This window comes from Burkholderia sp. PvR073 (assembly GCF_054055695.1).
Map to the genome: position 1 here is coordinate 1,096,546 of NZ_JBSRXO010000001.1, position 16,875 is coordinate 1,113,420.

The window sequence follows — 16,875 nt, forward strand, 5'->3', positions numbered from 1 at the left end:
ATCAAGGTTGGGGGCGGTGTACGAAAACATCAGACAAATCAACAATCCCGTGCAACGCAACACTTGTTGACCTTCCATTCCTTTCAAATGATAATGAGTCGCGTTACGAAATTACGAATCATTACGCACGATAGGTTGGGAGATGAGACGAGTATTGCACCCGGCACGACGAGCCGTCCTGGCTGCCGTTGCGTGCCAGCCGATCATGGTTGGCGCGGCCTTCGCGCAGGAAAACACCGCGGCGCCGACGAGCACGACGACCAACCTGTTGCCGGCCGTGTCGGTGAGCGCGAGCGCCGTTCGCGATCCGGGAGAAGGTTACAACCCGACGAACGCGGTCAGCGCCACCCGGATCGACGCGCCGCTGCGCGATATCCCGCAGACGGTGAACGTGATCACGGCCGAAGTGATGCGTGATCAGCACGCAAATTCCCTGCAAGACGTGTTGAAGAACGTCGCGGGCGTCGGGTTTTCCACCGGCGACGGTCAGCGCGACCAGGTCACCATTCGCGGCTTCTCCGCGATTGCCGACCAGTTCGTCGACGGCATTCGCGACGATGCGCTCTATTTCCGCGATCTGTCGAACGTCGATCGGGTAGAAGTCGTCAAGGGCCCTGCCGCCGTTCTTTATGGCCGGGGTTCTTCAGGTGGACTAATCAATCGTGTGACGAAAAAACCCGGAATCGACGTCACCAACCTGGGTGTCAGCTACGGTTCGTGGGCCGATCGTCGGGTCGAAGCCGACGTCGGCCGTGTGCTCGCGAACGGCGCGGCCGCGTTCCGGATAACCGGGGCGCACGAGGAAGCCAAGAGCTATCGGTCGCAGCAGTTTCTGAATCGCACGGCGGTCGCGCCGTCGTTCGAATTCCGCATCGCGCCGAAGACGACGGTGTTGCTGCAGGCCGACTACCTCGAAGATCGCCGCGTGACGGACTTCGGCATCCCGGCCTACAAGGGACGGCCGGTCGACGTGCCGGCTTCCGCCTATTACGGCGCGGCGAACGCCGGCGAGGTCGACTACTCGCGATCGCGTGTCTATTCGAGCACCGCGACGATCAAGCACGAGTTCAACGAACAGTGGTCGATCCGTAATGCCACTCGCTACTATCACTATTCGCTCGACCGGAACAACACGCTCGTCGGCAGCGTCAACGAAGCGAACCGGACGTTCACGCTGAATCACGGCAACGTCTATCGCGAGGAACACGGCTGGTTCAACCAGACCGATCTCACGCAAAGGGCCACGCTGTTCGGCATGAAGCACGAGTTGCTGTACGGGATGGAATTCGGCCAGCAGAACAAGGATCTCGTCAATTATTCGACTCCCGTCGCCGACGCGAACGGCAAGCCGATGAATTTCGACCTGTTCGCGCCGGCGCTGCCGACGCTGCCGCTGCACACGTCGACCACGCCAGCCGCCAACAACCTCGGCATCTTCAAGACGCTCGGGTTCTACACGCAGGACCTGATCAGCTTCAACGATCAGTGGAAGGCGCTGGTCGGCATCCGCTACGATCGCTTCGAGCAGGAGACGCTCGATCGCCGTCCCCAACAACCGGGCCTGTCGCGTACCGACACCGCATGGAGCCCGCGCCTGGGCCTGGTCTGGCAGCCGACCCGGACGCAGTCGTACTACGTGTCGTGGAGCCGCTCGTTCCAGCCGTCGGGCGAGGCGTTCTCGCTCGCGGCCAACAATGCGGAACTCGCGCCGGAAACCACGACCAATACCGAGATCGGTGCCAAGTACGACTGGCTCGGCGGCAAGGCCACCACGACGATCTCGGTGTTCCGGCTGGATCGCAGCAACATCAAGATCGCCAATGCAACCAATACGGCGCTGATTCCGATCGGCGAGCAGCGGACCGACGGCGTGGAACTCAGCGGCGCAGCCGAGCTCAGCCACGGCTGGCGCGTGCTGGCAGGCTACGCGTACCTGGATGCAACCGTCACGAACTCGACCGCTGCATTGCAGGGCAAGCGGGCAACGCTCACGCCGCGTCACTCCGGCAATCTGTGGCTGACCAAGAATCTCGGCAGCGGCTTCGGCGTTGGCGGCGGCCTGAACTTCGTCGGCGCGCGGATGGCCGATCCGCAGAACACCGTGACCTTGCCGGGTTACGTGACGGCCGACATGATGGCCTGGTACGCGCGCGGCCCGATGTCGCTTCAGTTGAACCTCTACAACCTGTTCAACAAGGGCTATATCGTCTCGGCACACGGCTCGAACGCGAACCTCAACCTGCCGGGGGCACCGCGCAGCGTCATGGCGACGTTGCGATACGAGATGTAGAAGCGGCGCGTTGCCGACGACGCGTGCCGGGCCCGCTGGCGACCACACGCGGCGTGCGTCGTCGGCAATATGTGGATGCGGTCGCGCGGCGTGTCGCTGTCCGGCCGCGCAAGCCTGCAATCAGTCGGTCGTGTCCCGCGTCAGCTTCGCGTGCCGCCGCGCGCGGTCGTTCACGATCTGGTGACGCCGGTGGTCCGTCATCTTCTTCCAGCCGCGCGCTTCGTCGCGCGTGCGCAGGCATGCCACGCAGTAGCCGGTCCGGCCGTCGAACGAACACACGTCGATGCAAGGGGATTTGACCGCCATATCTACTGCCCTCGCGTCGCCGGCATTACTTCGACGGTGACATGCGACAGGTTCCTGAAACGCTGGAGCACGCCGTGATAGAAGCGCGCATCCCGCTTCGGGTCCGCCGTCGCCACCGACACGACCGCGCTCATGTGCCCCGGCCCGAGCCGCCAGACATGCAGGTCGCCGACGCGGTCGCCCACGCCTTCGATTGCATCGCGCACATTGTCCGTCAGACGACGGTCCGAATTCATGTCGAGCAGGATGCCACCGGTGTCGCGCATCAGGCCGTACGACCAGTTCGCGATCACCAGCGCGCCGATGATGCCGGCCAGCGGATCCATCCACACCCAGCCGAACGCGCGCGCAAGCAGCAGCCCGACGATCGTCAGCACGGACACGGCCGCATCGGCGATCACGTGGATATACGCGGAACGGATGTTGTGGTCGCGCGCCGCCGCCGCGGACGCGCCATGGTCGTGCTCCTCGAACGCCAGTGCGTGCTCGCGGCCGTTCAAGCGGACGATCGCCTTGAATTCATGCGGCTCGGGAATGTCGTCGGTCGACTCCAGGTAAGCGCCGCGGCTTTCCATCGCGAACGTCTGCCGCGTGCCGTCCGGGCGGATCGTCGTCACCGACACGGCGCTCGCGTCGACGAGCTTCGTCTCGTTCGTCGCGGGAGCTACACGGAAAACCGGCGGGACGCCGTCCTCGTACACCGATACGAGAAACACGCCTTGCTGATCGAAGATCCGGTGCGCGTCCTCGTCGTGTTCGTGAGCGTCGTGAGCATGCCCGTGGTGGTGGTGACCATGGCCATGATGATCGCCGCTCAGCAGCCAGACGCTCGCGACGTTGACGAGCAGGCCGGCAACCGCGATCGGAATGGCCTCGCCGAAATGAATCGGTACCGGGGCGAGCAGGCGCGCAACCGCCTCGTACCCGATCAGCAGCGCGATCATCGCGAGCACGATCGCGCTCGTGAAGCCCGCCAGATCGCCGAGCTTGCCCGTGCCGAACACGAAGCGCGGGTCGCTCGCATGCTTGCGAGCGTAGGTGTAGGCGAGCGCGGCGATCAGCATCGCGCCCGCATGTGTCGACATGTGCAGGCCGTCCGCAATGAGCGCCAGCGAGCCGAACATCGACCCGCCGACGATCTCCGCCACCATCATCGCCGTGCACAGCGCAATGACCATCCACGTCCTGCGTTCGTTCTGCTCGTGCGCCGCACCGAGAAAGATGTGGTCGTGCCCTGCGCCGAAGGCGTCGTTCCTGAAGTCGTTCATTTCGCCCTCGATTACTTGAAGTAGCTGTGAACGACTTCGATCAGTTGTTCGGTCGCGCTGCCTTCATCGGCGTGATGTTCGGCGTCGACCAGATGGCTGCGGATGTGATCCTCCAGCACGACCGCGAGCAGGCCGTTCATCGCGCCGCGACCGCTCGTGATGAGGCGCAGGATCTCGTTGCAACCGCGCTCGTCCTCCAGCGCGCGTTCGATCGCTTCGACCTGTCCCTTGATGCGGCGGACACGGTTCAGCAGCTTCTGCTTTTCCTTGATGGTGTGGCTCATGGCAGTCCCTTCATATACCGGGGGGGACTATATATCAAATCGATCTTCCATATAGGGGGGAGGGGTATATGCGCCAAACGTCAGACGAAGAAGGGATTGCCCGGCCGCCACGCCACGGCAGCCTTCGCCAAAGTTTTCTTGTAGAGCTGATAACGCTTGAGTAGCATTGTCTACATGAATGCGCTCACGACATGGTCGCTCCTCATCCTGACGCTTCCGACGCAGAACGCGACGGCGCGCATGCGGTTCTGGCGTTCCCTCAAGGCGAAGGGCTGCGCGGTGTTGCGCGACGGCATCTATCTGCTCCCGCACTCGGACGAGCATGAAACGGCACTGCGCGAGCTCGCGGACGCGATTGCCGAGAGCGGCGGCACCGCCCACCTGTTGCGCGCGCCGAGTCTCGACGCGTCGCAGGACCTGGAGTTCCGGACGCTCTTCGATCGAGGCGACGACTACACCGCCTTCATTCAAACACTCGCGCAAGCCCGTAAGACCTTCGCCGGACAGTCCGCCACGGAACTCACGCGCTTGCTGCGGCGCGTCCGCAAGGACTTCGACGCGATCCGGGCAATCGATTACTTCCCGGACGACGCGGCGACCCGCGCCGAAGTCGCGCTGCAGGACTTCGGCGCGCTGGTCGATACCGTGCTGTCGCCGGGCGAGCCGCACGCTGCCGAGCGCCCCGTCCGCCAGCTCGCAATGGACGAGTACCAGGGACGAACCTGGGCGACGCGTCAGCGCATGTGGGTCGATCGGGTCGCCAGCGCGTGGCTGATCCGCCGCTTCATCGACACCCGCGCGCGCTTCATCTGGCTCGCGTCGCCGGCGGATTGTCCCGCTGACGCGCTGGGCTTCGATTTCGACGGCGCTGCATTCACCCATGTCGGCGAGCGCGTCACGTTCGAAGTCCTGCTCGCGAGTTTCGGGCTCGACACGAACGCCGCACTCGTGCGGCTCGGCGAGATCGTGCATGCGCTCGACGTGGGCGGCCCCGCGGCGCCCGAAGCGATCGGCTTCGAGGCCGTGATGGCCGGCACGCGCCAGCGCGCGGAGAACGACGACCAGTTGCTCGAGCACATGGGCGCCGTGCTCGATGCCCTGTATGCGCATTTTTCATCGACCGGAAAGAACGGGACCGGAGCCAGGTCATGACCACTGCCATCGCCGCGACCGAACCGACCTACTCGCTCGGCGAGCTCGTCGCCTACATGCTGCGTCTCGGGACGTTCGGTTTCGGCGGGCCGGTTGCGCTCGCCGGCTACATGCGTCGCGACCTGGTCGAGCGTCGCGGCTGGATCACCGAAGCCGACTACAAGGAAGGACTCACGCTGGCCCAGCTCGCGCCCGGGCCGATGGCCGCGCAGCTCGCGATCTATCTCGGCTTCGTCCACTATCGTCTCCTGGGCGCGACGCTCGTCGGATTCGCGTTCGTGCTGCCGTCGTTCCTGATGGTGCTCGCGCTCGGATTCGCCTACGCGCACTTCGGCGGGCTGTCGTGGATGCAGGCGGTTTTCTATGGTGTCGGCGCGGCGGTGGTCGGCATCATCGCGATGAGCGCGTACAAGCTGACCACCAAAACCGTCGGCAATGACAAGTTGCTTTGGGCGATCTTCCTGACGCTCACCGTCGTCACGTTCGTCACGGAATCGGAAATCGCATGGCTCTTCATCGCTGCCGGGTTGATCGGCTGGCTGTGGCGCGCCCCGCCCAAGTGGCTGCATCGGGGCGGGCTGAATGCGATTGCCGCCGCCAACCTGCCGGCCGCCAGCGGAATACTGAGCGGCATCGACCTGCCGCAGCTCGTGCAGATCGGCGCGTTCTTCACCAAGGCGGGCGCGTTCGTGTTCGGCTCCGGGCTCGCGATCGTGCCGTTCCTCTACGGCGGCGTCGTCACCGAACATCACTGGCTGAACGACAGGCAGTTCGTGGATGCCGTCGCGGTCGCGATGATCACGCCCGGCCCGGTCGTGATCACCGTGGGCTTCATCGGGTATCTCGTGGCCGGCTTGCCCGGCGCGTGCGTCGCGGCACTCGGCACGTTCCTGCCTTGCTATCTGTTCACCGTCATTCCCGCGCCGTACATGAAGAAGTACGGGCACCGTCCGGACGTCAAGGCGTTCGTGGACGGGATCACCGCCGCAGCCGTCGGTGCGATCACGGGCTCCGTCCTGGTGATCGCGAAACGGTCGATCGTCGACATACCGACCGCACTGGTCGCCGTCGCAACCGTGCTGCTGCTGTGGCGATTCAGGAAGCTGCAGGAGCCGGTCATCGTCACCGCGGCTGCGCTCTTCGGGCTCGTGGCCTATCCGTTGCTCCATCATTGATTCGCGCTGCGGCGCGGTGAACGCGTGCCGCGCTGATCGTCCGGAGCCTTCCGTCCCCTCCGGCATGCCGATCCGCGCGCGTCGGTGAATGAATCTTGCTACATCACCGCCACGAGCGGATTCGACAGGCGATACCGCCCGCGACGATGCATTCCTGACAATCGCGCCGTCGGCGCGAAGGGGGCGATTTGAAACCACGGGCCCACCTGGCGCACGCAACGCCGGCACTGCCGGTCGTCCTCATCCATTTCCGGGAGGATGGAACGCCGCACGTCGGTCATGTAGCCGATACGCTGCGGCAGCTCGGCGCGCAGATCGCCGAACTGAAGGGAACACGGCTTGCGGGAGAGTTCCATCGGACGGAACGATACCCTGCAAACCGTTACGTGATCCCGAACGATACGCTCACCGTGTCGCAGGCACGCGAACTCGGGGTCCGATCGGTACGAGACCTGTTCGGTGGCGTCGTGCCGTTTCCGTTCGTCGCGACCAAGGTGATAGCCCATCGTCTGGTCGACGGCGCCCGCGTGAAGCCGCCCGGCTGGTCCGTCCCGTTCGCGGAACGCACCGCGGCGCTCGCGCTGCCCGGTTACTCCGCGTTCTCGCGCGAGGATGCGTGCGATGCCGCGCAGCGCCTGTGGCAGGACGGCAGCGTGCGGATCAAGCGGCCCTGCGGAATCGGCGGAACGGGGCAGACACTCGTGGCCGACATGGCGGAACTGGAAGCGGAGCTCGACGCGTTCGGCGACGCGGCGTTGCGCACCGGCGGCATCGTCGTCGAGCGCCATCTCGATTCGATCGAGACGTTGAGCGTCGGGCAGGTCACGCTCGACGATCTGGTGGCGAGCTACTGGGGCGTTCAGCATCTGACCGTCAACAACCACGGCCATGAAGTGTATGGCGGCACCGACCTCGTCGTCGTCCGCGGCGGCTTCGACGTGCTGGCGCGGCTCGACGTCACGACCGAGGTCAGTGAGGCGATCGCGAAGGCATGCGCATTCGACGCCGCCGTGCAACGCGATTACGCGGGCTTTTTTGCGTCGCGGCGCAACTACGACGTCGCGTTCGGCACCGATGCACAAGGCGTGCGCCACTGCGGCGTACTGGAGCAGTCGTGGCGGATCGGCGGCGCATCCGGCGCGGAAATCGGCGCGTTGCGCATGTTCAGGACGGACCTGGAGGTGGACGCAGTGGCCGCCGCGACGCACGAGATTTACGGCGACGACCCGGTGATACCGGCCGGCGCGCAGATCGTCTATCGCGGTGTCGATGCCCAGGCCGGCGCCCTCACCAAGTACTACACGGTCGATCGTCATCCCTTCCGAAGGAGCAGCGAGACATGACAGCGGAGCATTATCGTGTGCGCATCAAGGTCGAGAACGGCTACCTCGACGGTACCGTGCTCGCGCCGAAGACCACCGTGGCGGGCGTTCTGTTCGTGCACGGCTGGGGCGGCAACCAGGAGCAGTATCTCGAACGGGCGCGGCAGGCGGCGGCGCTCGGTTGCGTCTGTCTGACGTTCGATCTGACCGGGCATGGACGTACGCTGGAGGAACAGCAAAACGTGACGCGCGAAACCCATCTTCGCGATTTGCTTGCCGCTTACGATACGCTCGTTGACCACCCATTGATCGATCGCGATGCCATCGCCGTGGTCGGCAGCAGCTATGGCGGCTATCTCGCGACCATCCTGACCGAATTGCGCCCCGTACGCTGGCTCGGCCTGCGCGTACCGGCGCTCTATCTCGACGACGGCTGGAATACGCCGAAGCGCGCGCTGCACGTCCAGCACGATCTCGTCGCGTATCGCAAACGCATCGTGCCGGCGTCCGACAATCGCGCACTGCGCGCGGCGTCTCGCTTTCGCGGCGACGTGTTGCTCGTCGAATCGGAGCACGATCAGATCGTGCCGCACACGGCGATCGCCAGCTATCTGCAGGCATGCCTGTCGGCGCATTCGCTGACGTACCGGATTCTCGAAGGCGCCGATCACGGGCTCTCGGACGCTGCCAGCCAGCGCGCGTACACCGCCCTCGTCGAGAAGTGGCTGGTCGAGATGATCACGGGTCAGCGTGCGGGTGAGCGCGGATCCGCCGGACCGGGCCCGACGGACGCATAGCGCGCCTCTACCGGCTCGACGAGCGTCCCTGTCGGCCCCGTCGAGATCAACGCGAAGCGCTTTTCGCCAGCACACCGTGCACGATGCGATCGCACCGTTCCCCGTCGAACGAAAACACGTCGCGCTCGGCCAGATCGATGTCCCGTGCGAGCGACTCGCGCAGCATGCTCCTTGCCCGGAAATGCCGCGAGCGCACCGTCGCCTCGGGTATGCCGAGGCACTCGGCGGTTTCATCGACGCTGAATTCCTCGACGCAGCGCATTACGAACACGAGGCGAAACGCTTCGGGCAACGCATCGAGCTTGCGCTCCAGCAAGGTTCGCAATTCGGTCCGCATCAGCGCCTGGTCCGGCGATTCGTTCTGGTCTGCATCCATGGTTTCCCGCTCGAAGTCGGCAATTGACGACAGCCCGACCATCGGCGCGATCGTGTCGCGCCGCGCGCCGCGGCGCTGACGCGTCAAGCACTCGTTGAGCACGAGCCGCGACAGCCAGGTCGACAGCGACGCGTCACCGCGAAAACGCGGAATTGCGCGGAACGCCGCGAGGTAAGCCTCCTGCAGCGCATCCTCGGCTTCGGCATCGTCGCGCAACGTCGCCCGTGCAAGCCGGTAGAGCCGCCGGTTGTAGCGACGCATCAGCTGTTCGAACGCAGCGCGCTCGCCGCTCGCGACGCGTGCGGCGAGCGTACGGTCGTCTTCTTCCGCAAGCGGCGACGGCTTTGGTTCGGGATGGCTCGCATGGTGCGTCATGGTTTGCGCTTCACGGTCAGTGTCGCTTTCATCGTAGGATGAAACGTGCAGATATATGCGTAACGGCCCGGTGTGTTTGCGACATACGTCCACGAAGCATCGGGTCGGATTTCATGCGAATCGAACAGGCTCGCGGCCGTGGCCGTGTGCGCGACGAGATCCTTGTTGACCCAGACGATCGTATCGCCGCGCTCGACCGTCACGCTGGCCGGGTTGAAACGCATGCCTTCGATGGTGATCCGGTGCGTCGTGGCGGCGACGACGTCCGCGGCCACGAACGTCAGGGCCGCCGCCACGACGATCCGCCACGCGGCACGCCGCCGCGCGGTCGAGCGCGCAGGCTTAGTAGGCCTTCTTCTCACTGCCGCCGCCGAGCGTCGATTGCAACGCGCGAGCATGCTCGAGGTGTGCGACGAATGCCGGCCGCACCTTCACGAGCAGCGCCTTCAGTTCGTCGTTCTTCGCCGACGGAATGAGCGTCTTGTCCAGCGCATCGATCACCTGTTGATGATAGGTCACCTCGTGATCGACATAGGCCTTGTCGAATGCGTGCCCCTTGAGCGCCTTGAGCGCGGCGACGTTGTCATCGCCCTCCTTCTTCAACGCGTCGCTCGTCGGGTTGGTTTCCGGTTTCAGGTTCAGCGTGGTCGCGAGCGCGACCGCCGATTTGTTCACATTGGTGTGATCGGTGACCATCAACGCGGCGAAGTTCTTGACCGGTTTCGTATGCGTCATGTTTTCCGCGAGCTTGCCGGCATCGATGTCGACCTGGTTGGCCGTCACGACGATCGCCGCGATCTGAGGGTCCGTCAGTGGGATTGCTTGCGCCGAGGCGGGGAGCGGCAGCGCGGAAAGGAGGGCCGCCGCGACGGATAGCTTGTGTATGAGTGCCATGTCGATTTCTCCAGTCGAATGGAAACGGGACGCTCATCCATGTCGCTCGACGCTGGATGGCTCTGTGGCGATAGACGTCGTGAGGTTCGGCTGCGTTCCGGGGGGGCTACGTGAGGGTGCGAAATCCTTCATCGCCGTCGAGGGCTCCGACGGCTCCGGGAAATTACCCTGATTCACGCGCTCGAGGCGCGCACCCCGGCGGAATGACGGGCGATCGTCATTTGCCTGGACGGCCTCACATACGGCGCAGACTCACAATACCCCCCCGGGCCATTAAATTACTCGCTCGCCTGGCTTCACTCATGATTTTTTAGAATTACTTATTGAATTATGCGTGTCTACGGATTCGATTGCTCCGCCACGCGCCCTCTATCCGCCCGCGGTTTCCGAAAACATTGCTGTTTTCAGATCAGAACACCCGCGTCGCAGACGGAACGCGCGCATGCTGCTTCAGGTACGCGAGCGCATCGTTGATCGTCAGCACGTGCTGCTCCCCGTCCCTCAACCGTAACGACACTTCGCCAGCCAGCGCCTCCTTGCGTCCTGCTATCGCGACGATCGGCGCGGCCAGTTCCCTTGCATCGAAGATCTTGCGCGGCAGGCGCTCGGCACGGAAATCCCGAAGCACCCGACAGCCGATGTCTTCGAAGGCGAACGCCGTGTTGTCGGCAAATTCGCGATCATCCTTCCCAATGTTCGCAACGACGATCTGGTCCGGTGCCAGCCAAGTCGGCAACCATCCCTCGTAGTGTTCGAGAAGAATACCGATGAACCGTTCGAGGCTTCCCAGCACCGCGTGGTGCAACATGACGGGCGTCGCCTTCCCACCGTCCGCTGCGACATATGACGCACCGAGCCGTTCCGGCAATACGAAATCGAGCTGGATCGTCCCGCACTGCCACTTCCGTCCTTGACGGTCGAGCAGATGAAATTCGAGCTTGGGGCCATAGAATGCTCCTTCTCCTGCCTGGATCGCGAAATCCAGATCTGCCGCTCGCGCAGCGGATGCCAGCATCGCTTCCGAGCGATCCCAGACGGCATCGCCACCCGCGCGGACCGCCGGCCTCGTCGACAAGGCCACATCGAATTCGCCGAATCCGAAGTCTGCGTAGATCGTCTTCAGCAACACACAGAATCGTGCGACTTCAACCTCGACCTGATCCGGCATGCAAAGCACATGAGCGTCGTCCTGCGTGAACGCACGGGCACGCATGAGACCATGTAGCGCCCCGGACGGTTCGGCCCGGTGGACCGCGCCAAATTCAGAATATCGGATCGGGAGATCACGGTACGACCGACTGCCTTTTTTGAAAATCTGCACATGGCAAGGGCAACTCATCGGTTTGAGACAGTACGGGTTGTTGTCACTCTCGAGAGAAAACATGTTTCGCCCGAACTTCTCCCAATGACCGCTCTGTTCCCAAAGATCGCGCGAGACGATCTGAGGAGTCCGAACTTCGGCAAAGCCGGCCTGACGCATCCGGACCCGGATATATTCCTCGACGACCCGATAAAGAACCATGCCGCGCGGATGCCAGAAGATGGCGCCCGGACTTTCATCCTGCTGATGAAACAGATCGAGTTTGTTGCCGAGCACTCGGTGATCGAAATCGTCCATCATGTTCTCCGTTGACGTTGGTACGGCCGAACGGAGCACAAAAAAGCCCCGTCCGTTTCCGGCGGGGCTTGAGGATGGTTTGAGGCACTGACTTACGACGTGCAACCTCCCCCGGGCCCGCCATTGGCGGTCGTGGTGGTGGTCGTGGTAGTCGTAACGAAAAGTGCGTTCATGTGGCTAATCTAGGCAACCTGTTAACGTCTGTCAATAGAGCGTTCGAATCTAACTTCAGCAACGCCACTTCCTGATTCATTAAGAATCCTCAAAACAGCAAAACAAATGAAAGCCACAGAAGGCTGGGAAAGGGGCTTACTGGGCTGGAAGTTGTTCGACAAGTTCCCGCTGGGCTTGCACCAGCACCGCCTCACAACCTTGCTTCGCTTCGACGAGCGCGACGATGACGTGGGCAGACATATCGAGACACCTGTTCAGAGAATCGACCGAAAGGTGCCGCCTTCGACGCGCACCGCCGCGCCGTTGGACGCCGCGCCCAACGGACTGGCCAGCAACGCCACCATGGCGGCGATCTCGTCGGCTTCGATCATGCGGGCGATCAGGGAGCTCGGGCGATAGGTCTCAAAGAAGTGCGATTCGATTTCCGCATCGGTCATGCCGGGTCGCGGCGCGGTCTGCCGCAAATACGCGACGATGCCTTCGGAACGCGTGGCGGACGGCAGCACGCTGTTGACGGTCACGCCCGTACCCTTCGTCAGTTCAGCCATGCCGCGCGAAACCGCGAGCTGAGCCGATTTGCTGACGCCGTAGTGCACCATGTCCGGCGGCGTGAACGCACCGACTTCGCTCGACATGAAGATCACACGCCCCCAGTTCTTCGCAAGCATGCGAGGAAAGTAATGGCGCGACAGTCGCACCCCCGACATCACGTTGACGTCGATCATTCGCAGCCAGTCGTCATCGGTGATTTCCGCAAACGGCTTGGCTTCGTAGTAGCCGAGATTGTTCACGAGAATATCCGTATCCGGCTGTGCGTCGATCAGTTCGGCAACGCCTCGCGCGCCGCTCACGTCGGCAACGATTCCGCGCACGCTGCCGTCAGGGACGGCCGCGGAGATCTGAGCGACGGCTTCGTCGAGTTTGTCGCGGTGACGCCCCGTGATCGTGACCGACACGCCCTCGCCGACCAACGTTCGTGCGATAGCCATGCCGATGCCCGCGGTAGCGCCCGTGACGATCGCGGTTTTGCCTTCAAGTTGCAGATCCATGTGTTGTTTGTCCTTTGCATCATCGAAGAACCGGCGATGCCGGTCCGTTGCGTGGCGTTACTTCAGCCGCTTCAGCATTTCATCGGCGACGTCGAGTGCGGACGCCGGGTTCTGTCCGGTGATCAATTCGCGATCGGTGACCATGTGCGGGGTGAACGGAACCTCGTTGCTGCTATAGATGCCGCCGGCTTGTTGCAACGCGGTCTGCGGATAGAATTTCATCGCTCCGCCGCCGAGCAGTGCTTTGGCCTGCTCTTCTTCCGCGTTGCTGATCACCGTCATCCGATAACCGGCGTAGATCCATTTCGGATCGCCGTCGCCCGCCTTCCCGGCGGCGAGTTGCCGTGCAAAGCCCTGTGCATCGGGCAGCGTCGACAGCAGCGCAATCGGCCCATGGCAAACGAGCGCCGTGGTCTTGCCGCGCGCATGAAAATCGGCCAGCAGCCTGCCCACCGCGGGACTGGTCAGAAGATCCTGCATCGGCGCATGACCGCCAGGAACATAGACGGCATCGAAGTGGCCGTAACCGATCTGCTCGACCCGCGACAGACTGATCACGGGAGCGTGCGAACGCGATGTGATCTGCAGCTTGTCGAGCAAAGCCCGGTAGTCGCGCATCGCCTTTTCGTCCCCGTTGAAGTACATCTTGTCGGCAGACGTGGCATCCATCGTCGGCGCCTTCCCCTCGGGTGTGGCGAAGGTCACCTGATGGCCTGCATCAAGCAGGGCCTTCACGGGCTGCATCAGTTCGTTCAGGTAGAAGCCCGTCGCGAACACCTTGCCGTCCTTCAGATCGAGATGATCGGAATCCGACAACACCACGAGCACGTTGGCAGCGTGAGCGCTGTACGCGGCAATGCCGAGCATCGCGGCTACGGCGAGCTTGCGCATCGAATGCATGGTTTTCTCCATCGGGGAATGTCAGGCCTGTCCTGAACGGTTCAGTAACAGGTGACGAATCGCCGCGCCCACGCCAGCAGCCGACTGCGGGTTCTGGCCGGTCACGAGACGCCCGTCGACGACGACCTTCGCCGTCCAGTTCGGTACCGGATGGTGATGCGCACCTCGCTGCGTCAACGTGCTCGCCAGCAGGAAAGGCACGACGCGGTCGAGCTGGACCGCGCGTTCCTCTTCATCCGTGAATGCGCTGAGGTTCTTGCCGGCGACCAGGTAAGTACCGTCGCCGAGCGTCACGTCGACCAGCGCTGCGGGGCCATGACATACCGCTCCGACCACGCCCCCAGCGTCGTAAACCGCTCGAGTCACCTTTTGCACGTCGGCATTGCCCGGAAAATCCCACATCGCGCCGTGGCCGCCCGCAAAGAAGACAGCGGCATATTTCGACGCGTCGACATCGCCCAGTCGCTGCGTGTGGCGCAGCACGTCGCGGAAAGCACTGTCGTTCCAGTAGCGCGCGTTGACTTCATCCGTCAGGTCGAGACCATCGACGGGCGGCTCGCCGCCCTGAATCGACGCGAATTCGACCGGGATGCCCGCCGCGTCGAGTTCGGCAAGCGGATGCGTCACTTCGCCGAGGTAAAAGCCGGTCGGGTCGCCGGTCGCGCCTTTCGTCGCGTGGCTCGTGAGTACGAACAGCACGGACAGGCCCTGCCGGTCGCGAGGGACACGATTCATGGTTTGCTCCTTGATGTCAGTGAGTGACCGGACGACGCAGTCACGATGCGCTCACTTTATTTGGACCGATCAAGGAGATAAACTCGGTTAAAAGTAAATCTTCTGTTCTTTGGAGGACAAGATGGCGCGAAGATTCGACCATCTCGGTGATGTGGAAGCATTCGTCACGGTGATCGAAAAAGGCTCGATGACGGCGGGTGCGGTGGCGCTGGGCAGCACACCGTCCGTTCTCAGCCGCGCCATTACACGTCTGGAGACCCGACTGGGCGTGCAATTGCTGCGCCGTTCGACTCGACGGTTGAGCCTGACGGAGCAAGGCAGGCTCTATCTGGAGCAATCGCGCGCGGCGTTCTTGCTGATCGACGACGCCGAGCGTGCCATTCAGGGGCACGGCGGCACGTTAACCGGCCATGTCCGCCTCAGCGTACCGACGACGTACGGACACTATCGTCTGCCGCCGCTGCTGCGGCAGTTCACGCAGCAACACCCGGAGGTTCGCGTGGAGTTGAACATCGCGAACCGGAACGTGGATCTGGTGGCCGAAGGGTTCGATCTGGCGATCCGGCTCGGTGAATTGCCGGACAGCGGCCTGGTCGCACGCAAGCTCGAGGACGCGGCGCTGTGCCTTGTCGCGTCGCCGGAGTACGTGGCGCGCGCAGGCATGCCGGAAAACGTGGCGGATCTGGCACACCATCTCTGTTTGCCTTTCATGCTGCCCAGCAGCGGCCGTATCGCGCCCTGGGTGTTCCGGGACGGCGGGCAGGACATCGATTGGCTCCCGCCGTCGAACGTCGCGGTTTCCGACGACGTGCTCGGGGTTGTTTCGATGGCGCAGAGCGGCGCCGGCATCTGCCAGACCTATGACTTCATTGTTCAGGATCGCGTGCGGGCCGGGAATCTCGTCGAAGTGCTGCCTCATCTTCGTGGCCGCTCACGGCCGTTTTCGGTGATCTATGCGCCGCATCGGCGGTTGTCTGCGGCGTCACGGACCTTGATCGACATGATTGTTGCGTCTACCGCCGATCACTGAAGGGAAAACAGAAGGGTTGGGGATAGACTCCTGTGGGCAGAAGTGTCGCGCCGATCGTCGCGGCGCGACGTGGGGCCGTGCGCTCGCCGGGAAGCGACGGTATTCGTCTGGATGCGTCGCAGTTCGGTCGACTTTCGCGGGAGCATCGACTGTAAGCCGATACTGGTCGGCCATGCAGCTCGTTTGAACCCAAAGATTTCTGCGCCGTTGCCTTCATGGCGCGTCTTCTCGCATCGGTTGCCAACCAAGCTTGCTTACATGGCAAGCCGGATTCGCTGCGCGATGATGCAGGCTGCGCAAATGGATGGTCGGAATTCGTGGGGTATCTGAAGCTTTGGATATTTGTGAGTCTCAGCCGAACTTCGGCAAGACATCAGGGCTTGTATTCGAGAATCTTGAATACCTGTGTGAACGCCTGCTTGCTTCCGTGCAGGAGGGATACACGCCCTTCGCGGAGTGCACGCGTTGGAGTGACTTCGCGCAAAGCCAGAGCCATGAATGTCCCCATGTCGCACTGTATCTTGACGTCGGGGGGCTCAGTGCTGGGACCAGAGCGGATCAGCACCTTTCCGTGGTTCACCGGGACATGGAAAACCTCCGCGCCCACATGGAACTCATACAATGTTTGTAAGCCTGCGCTCGCGGCAGGATCGCTCGACCCCGTCAAGCACAGTGCGATGAGCTCCGCACGAGCCGTGGACGGATCGATGCGTTCATCGAGCGGCAGGCGCAGCCCCCAGAGCCCGAGTGCAATCACAGGCTTGCGCAGTTGTTCACCCATTTCCGTCAGTTCATAAGCTGGCGTAGCCGCGGATGTTGGCAATGTGGTCGGTTGGATGACATCGTTCTCTACCAGCATAGCCAAGCGCTCGGACAGCCGATTTGCTCCCATGGTCGGTAAGATCGCCAGCAGATCCTTGAACCGCTTCGGGCCCAGCAAGAGTTCGCGGATCACGAGAAGCGTCCAACGATCGCCGAGGACGTCTAATGCCCGAGCCATTGGGCAAAGTTGACCGTAGGTTTTGTTTGGCATGTCACATTGTACAAGGCCCTGCTTAAGCAAAGCCGGTTGGAAGGTGATGGTCACGGCTCATTCAGGAAATTGACGGACGGCCTTGCGGACACCTGCA

Annotated in this window: 18 protein-coding genes; 6 read left to right on the forward strand and 12 right to left on the reverse strand. The window is 63.1% G+C overall.

Annotation, left to right across the window (positions count from 1 at the left end; translation table 11 throughout):
• Positions 1–142 precede the first annotated feature (142 nt).
• A complete protein-coding gene (locus ACVK00_RS04860; RefSeq protein WP_284888562.1) occupies positions 143–2,290 on the forward strand; it encodes a TonB-dependent receptor in 2,148 nt (715 codons plus the stop codon).
• 120 nt (positions 2,291–2,410) lie between these two features.
• On the opposite strand, the gene ACVK00_RS04865 is transcribed toward ACVK00_RS04860, so the two are convergent.
• The 3 genes from ACVK00_RS04865 to ACVK00_RS04875 are packed head-to-tail and all read right to left on the reverse strand — an operon-like array spanning position 2,411 to position 4,148.
• On the reverse strand, positions 2,411–2,596 hold the full coding sequence (locus ACVK00_RS04865) for a DUF1289 domain-containing protein (RefSeq protein ID WP_228908760.1): 186 nt from the start codon (positions 2,594–2,596) through the stop codon (positions 2,411–2,413).
• A gap of 2 nt (positions 2,597–2,598) precedes the next feature.
• Positions 2,599–3,864: a CDF family Co(II)/Ni(II) efflux transporter DmeF gene (gene dmeF / locus ACVK00_RS04870; protein ID WP_354123216.1), complete on the reverse strand. Its 1,266-nt coding sequence runs from the start codon at positions 3,862–3,864 to the stop codon at positions 2,599–2,601.
• An 11-nt stretch (positions 3,865–3,875) separates the two neighbouring features.
• Positions 3,876–4,148 (reverse strand): metal/formaldehyde-sensitive transcriptional repressor, encoded by a 273-nt coding sequence (locus tag ACVK00_RS04875; RefSeq protein ID WP_011659988.1) that lies wholly within the window; start codon positions 4,146–4,148, stop codon positions 3,876–3,878.
• A 174-nt stretch (positions 4,149–4,322) separates the two neighbouring features.
• On the opposite strand from ACVK00_RS04875, the gene ACVK00_RS04880 reads away from it, so the two are divergent.
• Positions 4,323–5,300, forward strand: coding sequence for a chromate resistance protein ChrB domain-containing protein (locus ACVK00_RS04880; RefSeq protein WP_284888560.1), 978 nt, complete (start codon positions 4,323–4,325; stop codon positions 5,298–5,300).
• Positions 5,297–6,475, forward strand: coding sequence for a chromate transporter (locus ACVK00_RS04885; RefSeq protein WP_284888559.1), 1,179 nt, complete (start codon positions 5,297–5,299; stop codon positions 6,473–6,475). Before ACVK00_RS04880 ends, ACVK00_RS04885 begins: the two co-directional genes overlap by 4 nt.
• A gap of 98 nt (positions 6,476–6,573) precedes the next feature.
• Here the strand turns inward: ACVK00_RS04885 and ACVK00_RS04890 are convergent, their stop codons facing one another.
• The gene (locus ACVK00_RS04890) at positions 6,574–6,831 is read right to left on the reverse strand and encodes a hypothetical protein (protein WP_284888700.1); all 258 of its coding nucleotides are present in this window, start codon (positions 6,829–6,831) and stop codon (positions 6,574–6,576) included.
• On the opposite strand from ACVK00_RS04890, the gene ACVK00_RS04895 reads away from it, so the two are divergent.
• Both ACVK00_RS04895 and ACVK00_RS04900 read left to right on the forward strand, forming a co-directional pair.
• Positions 6,718–7,818 (forward strand): DUF3182 family protein, encoded by a 1,101-nt coding sequence (locus ACVK00_RS04895; protein ID WP_354123307.1) that lies wholly within the window; start codon positions 6,718–6,720, stop codon positions 7,816–7,818. The genes ACVK00_RS04890 and ACVK00_RS04895 overlap by 114 nt on opposite strands.
• Positions 7,815–8,594, forward strand: coding sequence for an alpha/beta hydrolase family protein (locus ACVK00_RS04900; protein ID WP_228908756.1), 780 nt, complete (start codon positions 7,815–7,817; stop codon positions 8,592–8,594). The genes ACVK00_RS04895 and ACVK00_RS04900 overlap by 4 nt, the downstream gene beginning before the upstream one ends.
• A gap of 46 nt (positions 8,595–8,640) precedes the next feature.
• On the opposite strand, the gene ACVK00_RS04905 is transcribed toward ACVK00_RS04900, so the two are convergent.
• The 7 genes from ACVK00_RS04905 to ACVK00_RS04935 all read right to left on the reverse strand — a co-directional run bounded on the left by ACVK00_RS04905 (position 8,641) and on the right by ACVK00_RS04935 (position 14,715).
• Entirely contained in the window at positions 8,641–9,345 is a 705-nt protein-coding gene (locus ACVK00_RS04905) for an RNA polymerase sigma factor (protein ID WP_284888558.1), read from the reverse strand.
• Entirely contained in the window at positions 9,342–9,743 is a 402-nt protein-coding gene (locus ACVK00_RS04910; protein ID WP_435521261.1) for a cupredoxin domain-containing protein, read from the reverse strand. The genes ACVK00_RS04905 and ACVK00_RS04910 overlap by 4 nt, the downstream gene beginning before the upstream one ends.
• Entirely contained in the window at positions 9,688–10,239 is a 552-nt protein-coding gene (locus tag ACVK00_RS04915; RefSeq protein WP_284888556.1) for a DUF4142 domain-containing protein, read from the reverse strand. The genes ACVK00_RS04910 and ACVK00_RS04915 overlap by 56 nt, the downstream gene beginning before the upstream one ends.
• Positions 10,240–10,648: 409 nt before the next feature.
• The gene (gene thrS, locus ACVK00_RS04920) at positions 10,649–11,857 is read right to left on the reverse strand and encodes a threonine--tRNA ligase (protein ID WP_284888555.1); all 1,209 of its coding nucleotides are present in this window, start codon (positions 11,855–11,857) and stop codon (positions 10,649–10,651) included.
• Between the two features lie 428 nt (positions 11,858–12,285).
• Entirely contained in the window at positions 12,286–13,080 is a 795-nt protein-coding gene (locus ACVK00_RS04925) for an SDR family NAD(P)-dependent oxidoreductase (protein WP_284888554.1), read from the reverse strand.
• Positions 13,081–13,137: 57 nt separating this feature from the next.
• A complete protein-coding gene (locus ACVK00_RS04930) occupies positions 13,138–13,992 on the reverse strand; it encodes a type 1 glutamine amidotransferase domain-containing protein (protein WP_354123217.1) in 855 nt (284 codons plus the stop codon).
• A 9-nt stretch (positions 13,993–14,001) separates the two neighbouring features.
• Entirely contained in the window at positions 14,002–14,715 is a 714-nt protein-coding gene (locus ACVK00_RS04935) for a type 1 glutamine amidotransferase domain-containing protein (protein WP_284888552.1), read from the reverse strand.
• A 121-nt stretch (positions 14,716–14,836) separates the two neighbouring features.
• On the opposite strand from ACVK00_RS04935, the gene ACVK00_RS04940 reads away from it, so the two are divergent.
• Positions 14,837–15,745, forward strand: coding sequence for a LysR family transcriptional regulator (locus tag ACVK00_RS04940; RefSeq protein ID WP_284888551.1), 909 nt, complete (start codon positions 14,837–14,839; stop codon positions 15,743–15,745).
• 373 nt (positions 15,746–16,118) lie between these two features.
• On the opposite strand, the gene ACVK00_RS04945 is transcribed toward ACVK00_RS04940, so the two are convergent.
• Positions 16,119–16,832, reverse strand: coding sequence for a winged helix-turn-helix transcriptional regulator (locus tag ACVK00_RS04945; RefSeq protein WP_284888550.1), 714 nt, complete (start codon positions 16,830–16,832; stop codon positions 16,119–16,121).
• Positions 16,833–16,875 lie beyond the last annotated feature (43 nt).